Below are 18,470 nucleotides of genomic sequence, written 5' to 3'. Positions count from 1 at the left end.
ACGATCGTGCTGGGTGTGCGATATCGGCGGCGGCGCCTACACCGCTTCGAGAGCGGGTTCGGACAGCTCCCGTTCGTTGAGCGCCTTGCCGACCAGCTCGAACTTCTCCGGCGAGAAGAAGCGCAGGTAGAGGCCGTAGACCATCCCTGCGAGCAGGGCGACGAACACCAGCGAGAGCATCACCACCGCCGTGGCACCCTGCACACCGAGCAGGACGTCGAGGCTGTTGAGGGTCAGGACGAAGAAGGCACCCAGACCGGCGATGGCCAGCAGCGGAGCGATCACGGTGTTCCAGGGGCGCTTGTCGACGGCTGATCGCCGGAAGAACACGAAGATCGCGATTCCGGCCACCAGCTGCGAAAAGATCACGCCGATGGTGCCGATCCCGGTGGCCCAGGTGAACAATGTGGCGAACGGGTCCTGGCCGGTGATCGCGAAGGCGACGATGACGACCCCGACCATCAGGCTCTGCACGATCGAAGCCACCCACGGCGTCTGGCGCCGCGGCAGCGTCCAGCCCAGCGGCGTCCACACCAACGTCTGCCGGCCCAGCGAGAACAAGTAGCGGGAGACGTTGTTGTGGAAAGTGACGATTGCGGCGAATGTGGCCGTCACGATGAGGATCTGGAACAGCAGTGAGATGTTGTGGCCGATGAGGGTGTCGCTGGCCACGAAGATGAAGTTGCCGCCGCTGTCAGTGGCGATGCTGACCACCCTGTCCAGCCCGAGCGCGTTCATGATCAGCCAACCGGATACCGCATACAGGATGCCCATGAAGGCGATGGACAGGTATGTCGCGCGCGGGATCGTCCGTTCGGGGTCACGCGCCTCCTCGCCGTAGATCGCCGAACCCTCGAAGCCGATGAACGAGGCATGGGCGAACATCAATGCCACCCCGAGTGCGCCGCCGAGCACTGCGCTGGGGGCGAACGGCTCCAGCGAGAAATCCGACACCGGGACGTCACCGCCGAACAGGCTGAACACGCTCAGGACAGTGATCATGACGACCTCGAGTGTCAGGCACACGCCGAGCACTTTGGCTCCGGAGTGCACACCCTGGACCCCGAGCCCCAGACACAACAGCAGACCCACGAATGCATACACCCACCATGGGATCTCGACCCCAAGAGCCGGGTTGATCAACTCGCTGGCGTAGTACCCGAACCCGCCGTACAGCCCGGCTTGGATCGCGTTGTAGGCGAAGATCGCCAGCGACGCGGACCCCAGACCGGGAATCCGGCCGAGCCCGAGCGTGACATAGGCATAGAAGGCGCCGGCGTTGGTGACGTGCCGGCTCATCGCCACGTACCCGACCGCGAAGATCATCAGGACCACGGCGGCGATGACAAACGCACCGGGCATGCCGACGCCGTTGCCGGCGCCGATGATGATCGGGAAGAGCGCCACGACGACGGTCAGCGGTGAGGCGGCGGCGATGATGTAGAAGAAGATGCTCGGGACCCCGAGCGTGTTCTCTTTCAGGCCGTGGTTACGCCGCCCGCCGCGGGGGACGCTGTCGGGGGGAGGTGTTGAGGAGGGGGACACCGGCAATCGCGGTGGTGAGGATCGGGTGATGTTGTCCATGATCGTTCATCTCTCGTCAATCGGGGCGATGGTGGGCTGACTACGAGCGGAAAAGGTGATCCGTCACCCCCTCATGTCGAGCGCGAGATCGGTCAGCAGATCCTCTTGGCCGCCGACCATGGACCGGCGGCCGGCTTCGACGAGCAATTCGCGGGGTTGCAGTCCGACCTCGGCGGCGATGCGCTCCGCGTGCAGCAGGAAGCTGGAGTACACGCCGGCATAACCCAGGGTCAGCGTCTCCCGGTCGACCCGTACGGGCCGCTGCTGCAGCGGACGAACGATGTCCTCGGCGGCATCCATCAGAGCGAACAGGTCACACCCGTGGCTCCAGCCGTTGAGCTCGGCCACCGCGACGAACACCTCGAGCGGGCAGTTCCCCGCTCCGGCACCCAATCCGGTCAGCGAGGCATCGACGCGGTGCGCGCCTTCTTCCACCGCCGTAAGCGAATTGGCCACTCCCAATGCGAGATTGTGGTGGGCGTGCACGCCGATGGTGGTGCTGGGATCCAGCCGGGCCCGGTAGGCCCGGATGCGGTCGCGCACGCCTGACATCGTGAGCCGGCCGCCGGAGTCGGTGACATAGACACACCCGGCGCCGGCCTCCTCCATCACCTTGGCCTGGACGGCGAGGTGCTCCGGGTCCGTAAGATGCGACATCATCAAGAAGCCGGCCACGTCGAGCCCGAGATCACGGGCGGTCGCAATGTGCTGACGGGCGATGTCGGCTTCGGTGCAGTGGGTGGCGATCCGTACCGAGGTGATCCCGACGTCGACGGCCGCGCGCAGATCGTCGAGGGTTCCGATACCAGGGATCAGCAGGGTGGTCAGCCGCGCGGTGCCGACGACGTCGGCAACCGCGGCGATCCACTCGATGTCGCTGTGCGCTCCGGCGCCGTAAGTGAGACTGCCGCCGGCGAGCCCGTCGCCGTGGGCCACTTCGATGGCCGCCACCCCGGCCAGATCGAGGGCCCGGGCGATGCGGGTGACATCACCCACGCCAAGCGAATGACCGATCGCGTGCATGCCGTCGCGCAGGGTCACATCCTGGACATAGACGTCGGTCGTCATGACGACACCCCCGACAACCGACTGGCCGGAACCGCTTGCTCGGCGACCCGGACCGCGGCGGCGGTCATGATGTCCAGGTTCCCGGCGTAGTCGGGCAGGTAGTCGCCCGCTCCGGTGACCTCCAGGAACACCGTCACCTGCGCCAGGTCATCGGCGGTGCCGCCGGTGAGCCGTCGACGCGGATCGCCCGCCGGAACCGGCGAGACCCGGACATCTTGCCGGAGACGGTAACCCGGCACGTACTGTGCGACGGCGGTGACCATGTCGGCCACCGCGCAGGCGAGCGCCGACTCGTCGGCGGTGGCGACAAGCGCGCTTACGGTGTCCCGCATGATCATCGGTGGCTCAGCCGGATTGAGCACGATGATCGCCTTCCCCCGGGCGGCCCCGCCTACCGTCTCGATGGCTCGCGCCGTGGTCTCGGTGAACTCATCGATGTTGGCCCGTGTGCCCGGACCAGCCGAGCGGGACGCGATCGACGCGACGATCTCCGCGTAATGGACCCGGGTGACCCCTGATAGGGCCGCCACGATGGGGATGGTCGCCTGACCACCGCATGTCACCATGTTCAGATTCCGCCGGCCGGTCACCGCAGCCATGTTGACCGCCGGTACGACATAGGGACCGATCGCTGCGGGGGTCAGATCGATGACCAGCCGGCCGGTGGACGTGAGCCGGGCATCGTTGACGTGGTGTGCCTCGGCGCTGGTGGCATCGAAGACGACCTCGATGTCATCGAACACGCTCATCTCGATCAGGCCGTCGACACCCGCGGCCGTCACCGCCACGCCGAGCGACGACGCCCGGGCCAGACCGTCACTGGCCGCGTCGATGCCGGCCATTGCGGCCACGTCGAGTGTCGGCGATCGACGGAGTTTGTGCATCAGGTCGGTGCCGATATTGCCGGAGCCGATGATGGCCGCCCGGGCACGCTGTGTCACGAGATCGCCCGCCGTCAGTTGACCAGCGCCGGGCTGGCGGCGCGGGGCCGTGGCGACACCGCGACATCCGGTGCGCTGGTACGGACCAGCTCGTTGAGAATGGCGGCGTGGCGCACCTTGTGGCGGATCAGGTCCTGGTGGAACTCCGGCCGGACCCAGCCGTTGTACATGACGGCCTCGGATTCGCCCGGCTCCACCTTGAAGTAGACCGGTCCGGCGACTCGGGCGATGTCACCTGCCTCCCACAGCCGGTTCATGCCGCCGAAAGACTCGAAGGTCTCGGCCCACACGTCGAGCGGGATGTCGACCGCACGCCGGATCGCGGCCAGCATCGGCCGGCTCAGATCGCCGACCGGGTTGACGCTGTCCGCGCCCAGATCCTGCAGGATCTTGATCGCCGCCGGGTTGGCGTGACCGGCGTACACCGAAATTTTGAAGTTGGCGTCGGCGGGGATGTGGCCCGCGTCGCGGGCCTTGTTCAGAATGTCGAGAACGCCTTCGTCCCAGACCAGAACGCCGCGAATGCCTGTCGAGAAGATCCGCAGGTAGTCGTCGAGCAGGTACCGGACGTTGTCCAGCCCCCGCACCCGGCGCCCCCCGGCCTGCCCCTCGGTGCTGAGCGCCTGACGCCCGAGATCCCAGCCGGTCCGCGGACCGGGGACCGCGATCAGCTCCATGTCATTCTCGGCGGCCAGCACAGCGACATCGCGGAGCTCACCGGTGTTGAGCAGCGTCGTACCACCGCCGAAGGCAATGATCCGGTGGATGAAGACGTCCTGTTTGGCCGCCTCGTCCAGCAGCCCCTCCAGTGTCGAAAGACGTTCCACGCCCGAGATTTCCAGCCGGTAGCTGCCGCCGTCGGCGAAGCTCTTCGTGGACGGGGTCAGGGTGTAGTCGTCGGCCGACAACAGGCCCTGCGAAGCCAGGATGCTGGCTCCGTCGACCTTCGACGAACGGCTGTCGGCTGCGGTGGACATGGCGTCTCCTCTTCCGGGGTTACTTTCACTAGCTGAAATAGCTTTTCGCTGAATGGGAACCTAGGGCACGCGCCGCGGCCTGTCAACACATGCACTGGACACTGGTAACCTTCACTGGGTGAAAACAGAGACGCGCACCGACAAGGGCACCCCCCTGATCGGGGTCGAACGCACCGCGCGGATCCTCAACGCGATCGCCGAGGCCGAGAACGGGAATTTGACCGAAATCGCAAGGCGCACAGAGCTAAACGAAGCGACGGTATTGCGCTACCTGAACAGCTTGGCGACCCTGGGGTATATCGAGCGGTTCAACGCGACGCAGTACCGCCTCGGCTGGGAGATCTTCCGGCTGGGCCAGCGGGCCTTCTCGGGTCAGGTGCCCTCCGAGGCCGTCGTGCCCACCATGGAGCGCCTCATGCTCGAGTTCAACGAGACGGTCAACTTCGCGGTGCACAAGGAACGCAGCGTGGTGATCCTGGAAGTCGTCGAGGGGCGGCGCGCCGTCACCAAACTCAGCAACGTCGGACAGACCGATCCGTGGCATGCCTCGGCACTGGGCAAGGCGCTGATGGCGAGCATGCCCGACAGCGTGTGGCACGACATCCTGGCCTCGGCCGGCTTGCCGGCGCTGACCGTGCACACCATCACCTCGATGAAGAAGATGGCTGCCGAGATCAAAGAGACCCGTCGCCGCGGATTCGCGGTGGACCGGGAGGAGGCCGCTGAAGAACTCACCTGCGTCGCCGCCGCCGTACCCGCCGTGGGCGGCGGCCCGTCCCGGTATGCGCTGAGCATCAGCTTCCTGACTCACCGCCTGGCCCCGGAGACGCTTGAATATGCTGGGGCACAGGTGATATCGGCCGCCGAGGAAATCGCGCGAAAGCTGCCCTGAGAGCCGGCGTTGACCGCGCCGCTGACCGCCACGGATCCGCCTCGACTCCGTCAAAGCGAGGCCGTTTGGCCCTACGCAACGATCCAGCCGGCGGCCCACAATGGTGGCATGACCACCTCATACGGAACGGGACCGGCATCGGGGCAGTACGACGAGGACCACGACAATCAATTGACCTCCGAGGACACCCTGATCGACCGCGGGACCGACGATCTGCTCGACGAGGGTTATTCCCCTCCCGAGCGCCCGTGGGGACGAGGCGCGTTCGGCCCGCCGGAGAGCATGGACCAGCTCCTCGCCGAGGAGGAGCCCGACCCGCTGTCGAGGCTGAACGTTGTCCTCGACGCCGCCGACCAGCAGCGCTCCGACGACGCCGAACGCGACGCCGAATTTCCCCGCCATGGTGAGGTCGGACGCGCCCGTGCCGGCCGGCTGATCGCGCCGGACATGGGCTTCGGCGCCGACGACGACGCTGAACTGGTCGCCGAGGACGTCGGCATCAGCGGGGGCGCGGCATCAGCGGAAGAGGCCGCCATGCACATCATCGACGACGAAGACACCTGACCCGGCTTGCGGCGCCCGCGAGTCACAGACTCCACTTGCGTCACACCCCGCGTACCGTAGGGCTGTGCGCAAGGTCCTCGGAACCGGGTGTGCGGTTCTGGCCGCCGCGGCGATGATGCTGACCGGGTGCACCCAGAACACCGCCGGCAGGCCCGTGGCCACGCCACCGGACGGACAGGAGCCGGCCTTCCCGACACCACGGCCGCCGCGCACCACGCCACCGTCACCGACGCCCTCGCCGACACCCGGACCGGAACCGACCCGCCCGCCCGGCGGCGGCGAGGTACTGCAGCCACAGAACGGCTACGTCTTCATCGAGACCAAATCCGGCCAGACCCGCTGCCAGATCAACGAGCAGGAGGTGGGCTGCGAGTCGGCGTTCACCGACTCCCCCGAGATCGAAGGCATCCCCGCCAACGGCGTGCGCTACACCGCCAACGGACAATTGGCCTGGGTGCTGGGCAACATCGGCGACATCCCGGCCGTGACCTTGGACTACCGCACGTATTCGGCGGCCGGCTGGACGATCGACGCACGGGCGGATGGCACCACATTCACCAACGACCGCACCGGCCGCGGCATCATGGTCCGTGTCGAGGGTGTCGAGACCTTCTGAGGTTTCTACGCTCCTCGGTGATTCTCCGGCTGCGCAGAAGGGAACCCCCGAAGCCATGACCGTCGCACAGCGTGAACGTGCCGCACTGGTGTCCACTCTCCGCGACGTCGGCCCGGACGCGCCGACGTTGTGCGCGGGCTGGAACACCCGGGATCTGGCCGCCCACCTCGTCGTGCGCGAGCGCCGCATCGACGCCGCCCCGGGAATTCTGCTGCCGTTCCTGGCCGGGTACACCGAGCGGGTGCAGAACCAGGTGGCCGCCTCGACGGACTGGGAACGGTTGGTCGACCAGACGGCATCCGGTCCACCGCTGTACTCCCCGTTGAAGCCGCTGGATGCGATCGCCAACGTCGCCGAGATGTTCATCCACCACGAGGACGTCCGCCGCGCACGGCCGGAATGGGAACCCCGCCCGCTCGACGATCAGACCACTGCTGCGCTGCGCCGCCCGGTGGCCACGATGGCCCGGATGACCTTGCGTAAGGCCCCGGCCACCATCGTGCTGACGACGCCGGCTGGTGACACCCTGGGCAGGGTCGGGCGCGGCCCGCAGATCGTGGTCACCGGCGACCCTGGCGAGCTACTGATGTTCGTCGCCGGTCGCGACCAGGCCAAGGTCACCGTCGACGGTCCGCCCGAGGTGGTCGAGCAGGTCAAACGCGCCCGCGCCGGACTGTGAGCCCATACCAACTCTGAGGAGCCAAGACCCATGGTGGACTTTCGTGTTTTCGTCGAACCGCAGCAAGGCAGCACCTACGCCGATCAACTGGCCGTCGCCCGCACCGCCGAGGCCGCCGGGTACTCGGCATTCTTCCGGTCCGACCACTATCTGGCGATGAGCGGTGACGGCCTGCCCGGACCCACCGATTCGTGGGTGACCCTGGCCGGCCTCGCCCGCGAGACCGCGACGATCCGGCTCGGCACCATGGTCACGTCGGCGACGTTCCGGCACCCCGGCCCGTTGGCGATCTCGGTGGCCCAGGTGGACGAAATGAGCGGCGGCCGAGTGGAGTTCGGCCTCGGCGCCGGGTGGTTCGAAGCCGAGCACCGCGCGTATGCGATCCCGTTCCCGCCGCTGGGTGAGCGGTTCGACCGACTGACCGAGCAGCTGGATATCCTGACCGGCTTGTGGACGACGCCGCCGGGCGAGACCTTCGACTACACCGGGACGCACTATCAGGTCGCCGACTCGCCCGGTTTGCCCAAGCCGATGCAGTCGCCGTATCCGCCGATCATCGTCGGCGGTGGTGGGGCCAAGCGCACTCCGGCGCTGGCAGCGCAGTACGCCGCCGAGTTCAACATCCCGTTTGTGGATTTGGACACCCTGACCGCGCAGTTCCAGCGGGTGGCCGGCGCGGTCGAGTCGGCGGGACGGGCCGCGGATTCGCTGACCTATTCGGCGGCGTTCGTGCTCTGCGCCGGCCGCGACGACGACGAGATCGCCCGCCGGGCGGCCGCCATCGGTCGCGACGTCGAGGAGCTTCGGTCGAACTCTCCGACCGTGGGGACACCGGCCGAGATCGTCGACAAGTTGGGCCCCTTCCTGCGGGCCGGGGTGCAGCGCGTCTACCTGCAGGTCCTGGACATGTCCGACCTCGAGCACGTCGAGTTCTTCGCCGAGCAGGTGGTGGGACAACTGCGCTGACCCGGACGGCCGCCGCGACCGCGGCTACTATCGGCACCCGTGGCCGGCCGGGATCGTGACGAGGACGAGCAGCAGTCCGTCGCGTGGCACAACCGCACGTCGACACTGCTGGGTGCCAGCGTGGCGGCGCTGGCGGCGATCGCGATCGTCGTCTCGTCGGTGCTGTACGTGACGCGCCAGTCCGAGCCGGCACCTGCGCCGATGTCGTTTGTCGACACGAGCCAGGCAGCCACGCCGAACACGACGCGTCCGAGGTCGACCGCGACCACCTCGTCGATCACCAGCACCAGCCCGCCGGCGACCACCGACATCGACCCGGCCGCGCCCGAAGCGACCGAAGCGACCGACGAACCGGAACCGGAGAGCCCCACCGTGACCACGCGCCCGCCCCGGACCCGCGACGCCGATCAGCCGACCACGCGCACTCGACCGCGACTCAATGTGACACGCACCCTGGGTCCGTAGCGCCGAGCGCCTACTATCGGGTTTCGTGGGCCGCTACGGATCTGACGACGACCAGAATTTCTACCGCGACGACGACCCGACGCAGATGAGCGAGTCCGCGTACGGGGAGTACGGGTACCCGGGTGCACCCGAGGCAGCCCCAGCACCCTGGTACCGCAAGCCCGTTGCCCTGGTGTCGTTCGGCGCGATCGGTGCGGTGCTGATCGCGCTCGTCGTCTACGGGCTGGCCAGGGCCATCACCGGTGACTCGACGTCGGAGACCACGACGACCACGCCGCTGACCCCGATCACCACCACCACCGCTCCGGCGGTGGCGCCTCCGGTGACGGTGACCGAGACGGTCGTCACGACCCCGCCGACCACGATCCCGACCACCACGACCACCGAGCCGACAACCCCCACCACGACCGAGACGACCACCACGGTCGAGACGAGCACCAGCGTGGTCACACAGACCGAGACGCAAACCGTCACCGAGACGTCTCCGCCCGCCGAGCAGCCCTGATCAGTCGGCGGTCAGCAGGACGCGTCGGCCGACGGCTCACACTCGCCGGCCGCGTCTGTGGCGGCTTCCGGCGCTGCGGTCACGGTGGCCTCACCGGTAGGTTGCGGCGACGGTGACGCCGTGGGCTGCACAGTGGGTTGCGGCGTCGACGTAGGAGCAGGTGCCGGCGTCGATGTCGGGCTCGGCGTGGGACTCGGCGTCGGCGACGGCGTGGGACTCGGCGACGGCGTTGGGCTCGGCGTCGGGCTCGGCGTGGGCGTAGGGCTCGGTGTGGGCGTAGGGCTCGGCTTGGGCGTAGGGCTGGGCGCCGGGGCAGGCGCGGCCGGGGGAACCACCACCGGCGCGGGCGCCGGAGCTGCCGGCGGCGGCACCGGTTGTGGCGCAGCTTGTTTGGTGACCTGCTGCTGCGGCAGCGGCGACTGCGCGGCGGCCGGCGCCGGGGCCGGGGCCGCCACGGTTTCGGTCACGGTCGCAGGCCCGGGTGGTACCGAGTCCGGCATCGGCTGACTGGCAACCGGCGCCTCGATCCCCGATGTGCCGGCGGCGACGGTGTCGGGCGAATCGGCCTGGGAGGTCAACAACAGACCGGTCAGTGCCAGCGCGGCCAGACATGCCGCGCCGCTGAACAGCACGCCCGGGCGCCGGTACCACGCCGGCGCGGCGAAATCCGGTTCCGGCGTCGGCCATTCATCGAAAGCCAGATCAGGGCGGGCATAATCGGCGAGGCCGGTGAGGTCTGCCGCCGGCTCGGCCAGGTCAACGGTCTCCGCGGACCAGGCCAGCGGCATGGCCGCCATCGTGTCGACCAACTCCGGGGTCGGCGCCAGCATCGTCGGCGGCTCCTGGTGAGCGAGCTGGCGGGCCAGCAGTTCCGCACCGGCCGCCGCGACCAATTGCGCAGCGGCCGTGGTGATCACCGGAACCCGCATGACGTGCGAAAGCCGTTCCGTCACCACAGGAATCCGCGCTCCACCACCCACCGTGGCAATAGCGGTGACGTGGGCCGGCGCAACACCGTTGCGCAACAACGTGTCGTGCAGCAGGGCGACGAATCGCTGCAGCGGGTCGGCGATCAGGTCCTCCAGCTCCCCCCGGGTCACCCGCACCGTGGACCCCGCCGCGAGCACGCCGGTCGCCGTCTGCACGGACAGTCGCTCCTTGGCCGTTCGGCACTGGTCGCGCAGGTCCTGCAACGTGGCCACCTCCGAGGTGCCGGCCGGGTCCAAGTCCAGCCCGGTCAGCACGTGGCGCAGTACTGCCTGGTCGATCAGATCGCCGGAGAACTCGACGTCGCGGACGGTCGGCCCGATCCTGGTGTATCCGTTGGCGGCGTCGGCCAGCGTGATGCTGCTGCCGGTCGCACCGAAGTCACACAACACCACCACCCCGTGGCCCGGCAGTCCCGGGTTGGCCTGTAGTGCCGTCAGCGCCGCAGCGCAATCGGGCACCACCCTCAGTTGCGGCAGGCGCGCGCGCAGTGCATTGACTGCCGACTCCGACCAGTGCGCCGGCACTGCCACCGCGACGGCCTCCGGCCGGTACCGCGGGCTCGCTGCCCGGGTCAGCGCCTCGATGGCGGTGGCAGCCAGCGCGTCCGCTCGGTGGGTGGACCCGTCAGCGGCCACCAGCGGGATCGGGTCCCCGACCCGATCGACGAAGCCGGTCACCACCAGCCCGGATGCTCCCGTCGCACCGACCTCGGGTGGGCGCTGAGCGGCGAGGGTGAGCACCGCGGATCGGACGGTCGGCCGCCCGTCGGCGACGGCGGCCAGATTGGCTGCGCCCAGCGAGAGGCCTAGAGAAGCGCGCATACTTCTATGTCGCCGGCGGGGCGCGAAACGTTAGGCCGGCCCGTGTCCGCTCTGCGCGTAGTCGGCGACCAACGCTTCGGCACTGCGCACCGCCGCCCGGCACGCCCTGGCGGTGAACGGGTCGTTGAGCGGATGGTCGGCGCGTCGCCGCCAGCGCTGGGCCGCGGCGAACGCCGCCCGCGGGCCGTCGGACCACCCTTGTGGCGACAATCCGAGCCGGCTGGCCGCGTCGGTGCCGGCGCCGCCGATCAGGCGGCGCAGCGACGCCATCTCCTCGGAGTTCAGCGTGGTCGGCCGCGACCGCAGCGCGCTGAGCAGCCGCAGCTCCTCGAAGGCGTGGGTGTCGGCCAGCAGCGGTTCGATGTCGGCGATGATGCGCGGCGTCGCCGGGATCGGGTGCAGCGCGACCAACTGCCGCAGCGACAGCAGCGCGGTATGGGCCTTGAGCAGGTCCGAGCGCTGGGCGAACTGCTGGTCGATGACATCGCGCAGCGCGACCAGCCCGCTGCGCTCGAGCAGCTCCTCGGCCAAGGCGACCGAGTCCGTCGTACCGGCCCGCAGCAATGCCACCGAAATCCGGATCCCGAACATCCCGAACCGTTCCAGCAGGGCCGCCCGGGTGGCCGCGTCCACCGGCAACGAACTGTCGTCGCGGGCGAACCGGTCCACCGACAGCATCGCCTTGGCCAGGTCGGTGTGGTCGACCGCGGCGAGCTTCTGCAGTGCTACGAACTCGCTCTGCCGCAGCGTGCGGGCAGTGAACGCGAGCAACCCCGACACCGGGACCACAGCCTGGCAGATGCCGGTGCGGTCCATCTCGGCGGTGAACCGCGCGGCGACGTCGCGTGCCGACATCATCGCGTCGATGCGCCCCGCACCGATCTCGTCGGCCCGCGAGGCCACCCCGATCACCCCCAGCGCCCCGGCAGAGCCGCCGACCAGCTCACCGATCTGTTTGAGCAACGCGATGTCTGCGGCGTTGAGCGTCCGCAGCAGGAACACCACCGCATCCACCCGCGGCACACCGTCGTCGGGGACCAGCAAACCCAGCGTGCGCGCCGAGACGTCGCGTGACAGCGACGACGTGCCGGGGGTGTCGATGATCGTGGCATCGGCCAACTCGGCGGCCGGCCACTCGACGTCGAGGTCGACGACGTCGGCGGGGTCGAGCCGGGCGAGGTCGAAGGTCAGCCCACCGTCGTGGGGGTCTCGGGCGATCGGCACATTGGACCGCCGCCCACCGCGGTGATTGGCAGTCACCCGCGGGGTCGGGCCGTGCCGGAACCACGTGACGATGCGGGTGGCCTCGGTGGCGTCGGTGGGCGCGATGTTCTCCCCGACGAGCGCGTTGACCAGCGTTGACTTGCCCGCCTTCAGGGTGCCGGCCAGAGCGATGCGAACGGGCTGGTTGAGGCGGCGGCCGATGTGCTCGAGCGCATGGTGCACGTCGGGCCGCTGACCATAGCCAGGGTCGGCTCGATAAGCGGCCAGGGTACCGCCGAGGATCGCGCGCACTCGGTCGCTGGTGCTCAGAGTGGGGACCCCCCGTTTGCCGGTGATTGACCTTACGAGCTTAGTGAAGCGGTCAGCGGGCCGGCGCCGCCCCGGAATGGTCGAGAACCTGCCGCAGGATGTTGCGCTGCCGTTCGAGCTCCTGGACGCGGGTGTTGTGCTCGGCCTCCTCGAGTTTGGCCGCGGCCAGCGTGGCCTGCAAAGACTCGTTGAGCGAGCGGGTCAGCTGGTTGGCGATGTCGCGGTAGTGATCACGCAGCTGGCGCTGGACTCCTTTGAGCCGGTCGCGAGATTCCTTGCTGACGGCGAACGCGACGTCGTCGACGAATCGGCGGACGTTGGACTTGGCTTCGTTGCGCACCCGCAGCATCCGGTTCTCCATGTCCTCCTGGTAGGCCTTGCGGCCCAGGATGAACCCGGCACCCAGTGAGATCGGGTTGAACATTCCCAGCCCCGCGAACGACGTCAGCATGCCGAACATCAACACCCCGCCGTAGGAGCCGCGCAGCCCCGTGACGATCTTGTGCCCGACCTTGAGCGGTTTGGCGTCCAGGTGTGACACCGCCCGGAACTCGCCCAGATCGGCCCCCATCTCGCGCGCGTCGATCGTCGGCCTCTGGACCGTATCCAGGCCGGCTTCGGTGAAGGTGCGGGCCACTTCGGCGGCCAAGGCCTCGGCGCGCTGATAAGCCCAGACGAAGTTGTCGCCGACCGCAGTGGCGATGGCTTCCTCAAGTTCAGCGCCGATCTCGGCCCAGTGCAGGGTCGGATCGCCGGTGTCGATCACCCGTTCGGTGTGAAAGGTGATGGCGCGGAACCGTTGTCGAAGATCGTGGTCGACATCGGCGGTCAGATCGGCGATCCCGTCGCTGAGCACCTGCTGCCACAGCGCGGTCTGCTGCAGCGCTTCCTGGGCCTCCTGCTTGCGGCGTTCCAGATCAGCGGTCAGTCGTTCCCGGGTCTGCGCATCGGTCAGTGCCGAGTGCTCGGAATCGATGGCCAACATCAGATGCTCTGCCGCCGCGCGGATCTCGCCGACCACGAAATGCCGCACTCGGTCGCGCTGCCGCCCCAGCACCTCCTCGGAGAGGAACCGCACGATGGCCGGGAAGTTCGACTCCTCGTTGAGTTCTTTGTCGTTGAGCTGCACCGCGTGGCTGCGCAGTGTCGACGACGCCGCGACGATCGGCAGGTCGACGCCGGCCCGCCGCAGATGTGCGGTGTTGGCGTCGACGATCTGGCGCCAGTGCGGGTAGAGGTCGGTTTTGGTCGCGACGATCACCGCGACCGGGCAGATCTCGATGGCCTGCCGCAGGAACGTCATCTCGGGTTCGGTGAACTCACCGCTGGTGTCGCTGACCATCAGCATCGCGTCGGCGTCGGGCAACAGGCCCAGCGTCGCCGACAGGTGGGGCTGACCGTGACCGCCGACGCCCGGGGTGTCGACGAAGGTCAGCCCGCCTTTGAGCAGCGGGCTGGGCGCGGTCACCTCGACCCGCAGCACTTCGCGGCCTCCGGCTTGGGGCGCGCGGCGCAGATCGTGGCGCAGGTCGGCGACCGGGATCTCGACGAGTTCGGGTTCCTGACCGTCGCCGCGGGCGACGACCAGGCGGGCCGCGGGCTGCTCGCCGTAGGACACCACGGTGGGCAACACCGTCGACTCGTCGTCTCCGACCCGGGCCACCGGCATGTTCAGCAAAGAATTGAGCAGCAGACTCTTGCCTTGTTTGAGCTGACCGGCGATCACCACGCGGACGTGCGGATCGCTGATGCGACGCCGGGCTCGCAGCAGACGCGCCACCAGATCGCCGCGCGCCCACACCTCGGCGATCGCGCTGGTGTGGTCGATCAGCTCGATCAGTGCGCTGTCGGATCGCTGATCCTTGGCCTCTGTCATCGGTCGCCTCCGGTGTCGGGGTGCTTCAACGGTAGGCGCGCCGACTGGCGGGGACCGTGAAGATCCCCGCCAGCGGCGCGCTGCGGTGTCGACTCAGAACGCGTCCAGTCCCGCCAGTGTTGCGTTGTTCGAAGCGATGTCGGTGTCGAACGCCGTCGTCGTGTCGATTCCGGTGCTGTTGCCCGAGAACAGATCGGTCTGGGTCACGTTGCCGGAGCCGATGTTGGATTCCAGGCTCGACGAATTGTCCTCCACCGAGGTCTGCGTCGAGGTGGACATGTCGGTCTTGACCGAGCTCTGCACCGAGTTGTCCTCGACGTTGCGGCTGCCGTAGTCGCCGTCGATCTGAGTGCCGGTGTTGACACTGCTGTCGTTGATGACGATGCCGCCGCCGTTGCCACCGGAGCCGCCGGCCGCGTTGCCGCCGCCGATACCGATCAGGCTGCCGCCGCCGTCGGCGTGCCCACCGTTGCCACCGCCGGTGTTGACGTCGTTGAGCACCGGCGCCTTGTTGTCGGTGATCAGGTCACCGCCGGCGGTCTTGGAGTTGTCCTCGACCTGGTTGTCCTTACCGACGACGACGTTGGACCCGGCACCGGCGAGGATGTCGCCGTTGTTCATGGTGTTGCCGTCACCGAGCACGGCGCCGTCACCGCTGACGATGTCACCGCCGTTGTTGCCGCCGACGACCACGCCGCCGTCGGTGGCGGTGTTGCTGGTCTTGTTGCCGAAGGTGATGTCACCAAAGCCCAGGTTGAACGCGCCGTTCTGGGCGTTGGCACCGGCGTCCTGGACCGGGCTGGCCACCGGCACGTTGTTTCCGCTGAGCAGGTCGGTGTTGGTTTCCGGGGCGAAGGTCGGGGCCCACGACGTCTGCGGCGAGAACGGCGAGGCGAAGTTCGACGCGAGCTGGTGATGATCGGCCACCGCGCGCTGCAGGCCGACGATCGGGTCACCACCGCCGAGGGCGTAGCCGGCGGGAGCGGCCGTGGCGGCCACCGACGCCAGCTGCGCAGCGGTCACGTTCGGCAGGCCGGCGTCGCGCAGCGCGCCGTCGGGGTCCATGACGAAGGATGCCGCGGCCGCCGGGCTGCGGAACAGGTCGAGGATGAAGTCGATGAGAGTCTGCATGGCAGTTCCTTTCTCGTTCCGCCGGATCTTCCGGCGATCTGAGGACCACGGTATGAAGTTCCACGAGCTCCGGAAACGGGGCCGCCGCCTATCCCCGTACAGCCCTAGCTAGGGGTACCGACCGTCACTCGTTAGGGGATTAGGGGACGGCTGCGGGATCCCCGATCACGACTCATCAGACCAGCTCACAACGCAAAAACCCGCGCCGAGCATGTGCTCTGCGCGGGTCTTCTGCGGCGTATGCGGTGGCGACGTTCAGTCGAAGAGGTCGAACGCCGGGGCCTGGTCGTCAGGGCCGGACACCTCGCCGGCACCCACCGGTCCCGCCCAGTCGTCGGCGCTGACCTGCTCGACGCCCATACCGTCATCGACCAGCGGTTCTGGGGTGTGCAAGACGGGGTCGACATCGTCGAGACCGACGGACACCGGCAGCTCGACGCTGCTGAAGGTATCGATATCGACCCGGTCGAGCACAGGTGCCGCAAATCCGGCGTCGGCGGGCAAGTGGTCGTCGAAGGCATCGAACGCGGCAGTCGCGGCGCCGCTGGCCCACACGTTGCTCACCGGTTCGGCGCCGAAGGGGTCCAGGCCGGGAACCGATAGGTCGGACACGTTCACGGGCATGGACTCCGCGACGACAGGAATCAAACTGTCGACATCGGCACTGGTCACGTCACCGAGCTGGGCGTCGGCGAGCACGCGCGCCGGGTCGGCGGCGTAGCGTGCCGCGGCCTCGGGATCACGAACCAAGGCCATCACGAAGTCGAGCAGTGAGTTCGCCATGGTCGTCATCCCCCTGAGTCGGCCGGATATCGGGTCCGTTTCGCAGAGCCGGGTCCCTGGCCGTCGATGCTATCCACGTCGTGCCGGTCACGGATCGGTGCGCAACCCAGCGCTGCCCAGCCGCCATTAGGGGGCCGCCCTATAGGGGGTTCCGCCACGCTAGGGGCATATCCGGCGCCCGGCCCGGGCCAGCCGCTATCGTGGTCCACGGCCCAGACAGGAGAGGCGCCGCCATGACCGAACCATTGGGGTTGTCGATCGGAACGACCAACCTGGTAGCGGCCCGCGTGGGCCGTCCGCCGGTGACCCGGCGATCGATTCTGCACCTCTATACCGACCGGGCGCCCGAAGTCGGCGCGGCCGACCAGCTTCCGCCCGGCGACGGCGCCGGCCTGGTCCTGACCGGGTTCGTCGACCGGGTCGGCGACCCGGTCCCGCTGGTGGCCACCGACGGATCGGCACACCGCGCCGAACAGCTGCTGGCCGAAGCACTCTCGGCGATGGCACGCACCGTCGACGGCGGCGCTCCGGTGGCGATCGCGGTGCCGTCGTACTGGGGTCCGGCCACCGTCGGGGCGCTGCGCGGCGCGCTGCGGACCCGGCCCAACCTGTCCCCCGACGGAATACCGGCAGCACTGATCCCCGACTCCACAGCAGCGCTCGCGGCGCTGCAAACGGCCCCGGGACTGCCCGACCAGGGCGTGGTGGCCTTGGTCGACCTCGGCGGTGGCGGCACCAGCATCTCGCTGGCTGACGCCGGAGCCAATCTCGACACCATCGGCCAGACGGTGCGCTACCCCGAGTTCTCCGGTGAAGCGATCGATCGGGCACTGCTCGACCATGTGCTCAGCGGTGTCAGCGACGCCGCCGACACCGCTGACACCGCCGGCACCGCCGCAGTCGGTCCGCTGCTGGCGCTGCGCGATCAGTGCCGCGACGCCAAGGAGACGCTGTCCGAACAGACCGTCACCGTCATCGCCGCGGACCTGCCGGGCTTCCGGTCCGACATCCGGGTCACCCGACCCGAACTCGAGCAGCTCATCGCAGAGCCACTCGGTGGTCTACTCAACGCGATCGACGACATGTTGCAGCGCAACAACATTGCGTTGCAACGCCTTTCGGCGGTAGCCACCGTCGGCGGCGGTGCGGCGATCCCACTGGTCACCCAGCGGCTGTCCGAACGCCTGCGCGCACCTGTCGTCACGACCCCGGAGCCGGCGCTGAACATCGCCGCGGGCGCGGCCCTGGTCGCCAATCGCAGCATCGAAGCCGACGCTGCGACCGGCATGGCACCGGCGGCGGACACGCCGACGGCGATGGCTCCGGCCGCCTGGGCCGCCGGCGCAGCCGGCCTGGCCGCCGGGGCGACCGCCGACGACGGTGCCGCTTCGGCGACGTTCCGTGCTCTGGCCTGGTCGCAGGACGACGACGCGGGCGAGGACGTGTTGCCCTACACCGGCGACGACTACACCTCCGCGGGTGCCTACGCCGATCCGGGTGCGACCGGGGCCCGGCCCCCCGTTGCTTTCGCCGGCGACGAGGCTCTTGTCGGCTACTCCGACGAGCCGGTTCCGCTGCCCTGGTACAAGCGGCCCACCGTGCTGTTCGGCGCAGCCGCGGCGGCAGCGCTACTGGCCATGGGAGGGTTGGCCATCACGCTGACCGGCTCGGACAGTGACACCACACCGGTCACCGAGACGGCGACCCCGCCGCCGACCGACATCGCGCCGCAGGAGCTTCCGCCACCGGTCACCACTATCACCGTGGGACCGGACGGCGTGGCCACCACAACGGTCAGCCAACCTCCACCACCCGAGACCACCACACCGCCGGAGACCACCACAACGACACCGGCGACCACGACGACCACCACGACAACTGCAACCACGACCACAACCACACCGACCACCACAACGACGCGGACCACGACGACGCCACCGACCACCACGCCGCCGCCGCCGACAACCACCCCACCGCCTCCGCCACCGACCACGACCGTCGCCCCGCCACCGACGGTTGATCCGCCGGACCCGGTCATCACCCCGATCGTCCCCGACGCCGGGGCCTGATCCCGCGGCC

17 protein-coding genes are annotated in these 18,470 nt (G+C 68.9%); 8 read left to right on the top strand and 9 right to left on the bottom strand.

The genetic code is table 11. The features are described 5' to 3' along the window. Positions 1–36: 36 nt before the first annotated feature. The 4 genes from KXD98_RS01900 to KXD98_RS01885 form a co-directional block, all read right to left on the bottom strand. Positions 37–1,584, bottom strand: a complete 1,548-nt coding sequence (locus tag KXD98_RS01900) for an APC family permease (RefSeq protein WP_260761612.1) — start codon at positions 1,582–1,584, stop codon at positions 37–39. Between the two features lie 63 nt (positions 1,585–1,647). Then, positions 1,648–2,652 (bottom strand): 4-hydroxy-2-oxovalerate aldolase, encoded by a 1,005-nt coding sequence (gene dmpG, locus KXD98_RS01895; RefSeq protein WP_260761611.1) that lies wholly within the window; start codon positions 2,650–2,652, stop codon positions 1,648–1,650. Then, entirely contained in the window at positions 2,649–3,536 is an 888-nt protein-coding gene (locus KXD98_RS01890) for an acetaldehyde dehydrogenase (acetylating) (RefSeq protein WP_260765499.1), read from the bottom strand. The genes dmpG and KXD98_RS01890 overlap by 4 nt, the downstream gene beginning before the upstream one ends. A 71-nt stretch (positions 3,537–3,607) precedes the next feature. Beyond that, the gene (locus KXD98_RS01885) at positions 3,608–4,570 is read right to left on the bottom strand and encodes a hypothetical protein (RefSeq protein WP_260761610.1); all 963 of its coding nucleotides are present in this window, start codon (positions 4,568–4,570) and stop codon (positions 3,608–3,610) included. Between the two features lie 118 nt (positions 4,571–4,688). On the opposite strand from KXD98_RS01885, the gene KXD98_RS01880 reads away from it, so the two are divergent. From KXD98_RS01880 to KXD98_RS01850, 7 genes are all read left to right on the top strand, one after another. After that, positions 4,689–5,462, top strand: coding sequence for an IclR family transcriptional regulator (locus tag KXD98_RS01880; RefSeq protein WP_260761609.1), 774 nt, complete (start codon positions 4,689–4,691; stop codon positions 5,460–5,462). A gap of 108 nt (positions 5,463–5,570) precedes the next feature. Then, a complete protein-coding gene (locus KXD98_RS01875) occupies positions 5,571–6,026 on the top strand; it encodes a DUF5709 domain-containing protein (protein WP_260761608.1) in 456 nt (151 codons plus the stop codon). Positions 6,027–6,138: 112 nt separating this feature from the next. Beyond that, the gene (locus KXD98_RS01870; RefSeq protein ID WP_260765498.1) at positions 6,139–6,642 is read left to right on the top strand and encodes a hypothetical protein; all 504 of its coding nucleotides are present in this window, start codon (positions 6,139–6,141) and stop codon (positions 6,640–6,642) included. 55 nt (positions 6,643–6,697) lie between these two features. Then, positions 6,698–7,321, top strand: coding sequence for a TIGR03085 family metal-binding protein (locus KXD98_RS01865; RefSeq protein WP_260761607.1), 624 nt, complete (start codon positions 6,698–6,700; stop codon positions 7,319–7,321). 30 nt (positions 7,322–7,351) lie between these two features. Then, entirely contained in the window at positions 7,352–8,287 is a 936-nt protein-coding gene (locus tag KXD98_RS01860; protein WP_260761606.1) for an LLM class F420-dependent oxidoreductase, read from the top strand. Positions 8,288–8,326: 39 nt separating this feature from the next. Further along, the gene (locus KXD98_RS01855) at positions 8,327–8,752 is read left to right on the top strand and encodes a hypothetical protein (RefSeq protein ID WP_260761605.1); all 426 of its coding nucleotides are present in this window, start codon (positions 8,327–8,329) and stop codon (positions 8,750–8,752) included. A gap of 25 nt (positions 8,753–8,777) precedes the next feature. Continuing rightward, positions 8,778–9,257 (top strand): hypothetical protein, encoded by a 480-nt coding sequence (locus tag KXD98_RS01850; protein ID WP_260761604.1) that lies wholly within the window; start codon positions 8,778–8,780, stop codon positions 9,255–9,257. A gap of 11 nt (positions 9,258–9,268) precedes the next feature. On the opposite strand, the gene KXD98_RS01845 is transcribed toward KXD98_RS01850, so the two are convergent. The 5 genes from KXD98_RS01845 to KXD98_RS01825 form a co-directional block, all read right to left on the bottom strand. Continuing rightward, positions 9,269–11,068 (bottom strand): Hsp70 family protein, encoded by a 1,800-nt coding sequence (locus KXD98_RS01845; RefSeq protein ID WP_260761603.1) that lies wholly within the window; start codon positions 11,066–11,068, stop codon positions 9,269–9,271. 30 nt (positions 11,069–11,098) lie between these two features. Beyond that, positions 11,099–12,601, bottom strand: coding sequence for a dynamin-like GTPase family protein (locus KXD98_RS01840; protein WP_260765497.1), 1,503 nt, complete (start codon positions 12,599–12,601; stop codon positions 11,099–11,101). Positions 12,602–12,653: 52 nt separating this feature from the next. Then, a complete protein-coding gene (locus KXD98_RS01835; protein ID WP_260761602.1) occupies positions 12,654–14,477 on the bottom strand; it encodes a dynamin-like GTPase family protein in 1,824 nt (607 codons plus the stop codon). Between the two features lie 93 nt (positions 14,478–14,570). Further along, entirely contained in the window at positions 14,571–15,608 is a 1,038-nt protein-coding gene (locus tag KXD98_RS01830) for an IniB N-terminal domain-containing protein (protein WP_260761601.1), read from the bottom strand. Between the two features lie 255 nt (positions 15,609–15,863). Further along, the gene (locus KXD98_RS01825; RefSeq protein ID WP_260765496.1) at positions 15,864–16,391 is read right to left on the bottom strand and encodes an Rv0340 family IniB-related protein; all 528 of its coding nucleotides are present in this window, start codon (positions 16,389–16,391) and stop codon (positions 15,864–15,866) included. 233 nt (positions 16,392–16,624) lie between these two features. On the opposite strand from KXD98_RS01825, the gene KXD98_RS01820 reads away from it, so the two are divergent. After that, entirely contained in the window at positions 16,625–18,460 is a 1,836-nt protein-coding gene (locus KXD98_RS01820; RefSeq protein WP_260761600.1) for an Hsp70 family protein, read from the top strand. Positions 18,461–18,470 lie beyond the last annotated feature (10 nt).

The organism is Mycobacterium sp. SMC-4 (assembly GCF_025263265.1).
Taxonomy (GTDB): domain Bacteria; phylum Actinomycetota; class Actinomycetes; order Mycobacteriales; family Mycobacteriaceae; genus Mycobacterium.
This window is presented reverse-complemented; position numbering and strand designations above follow the sequence as displayed.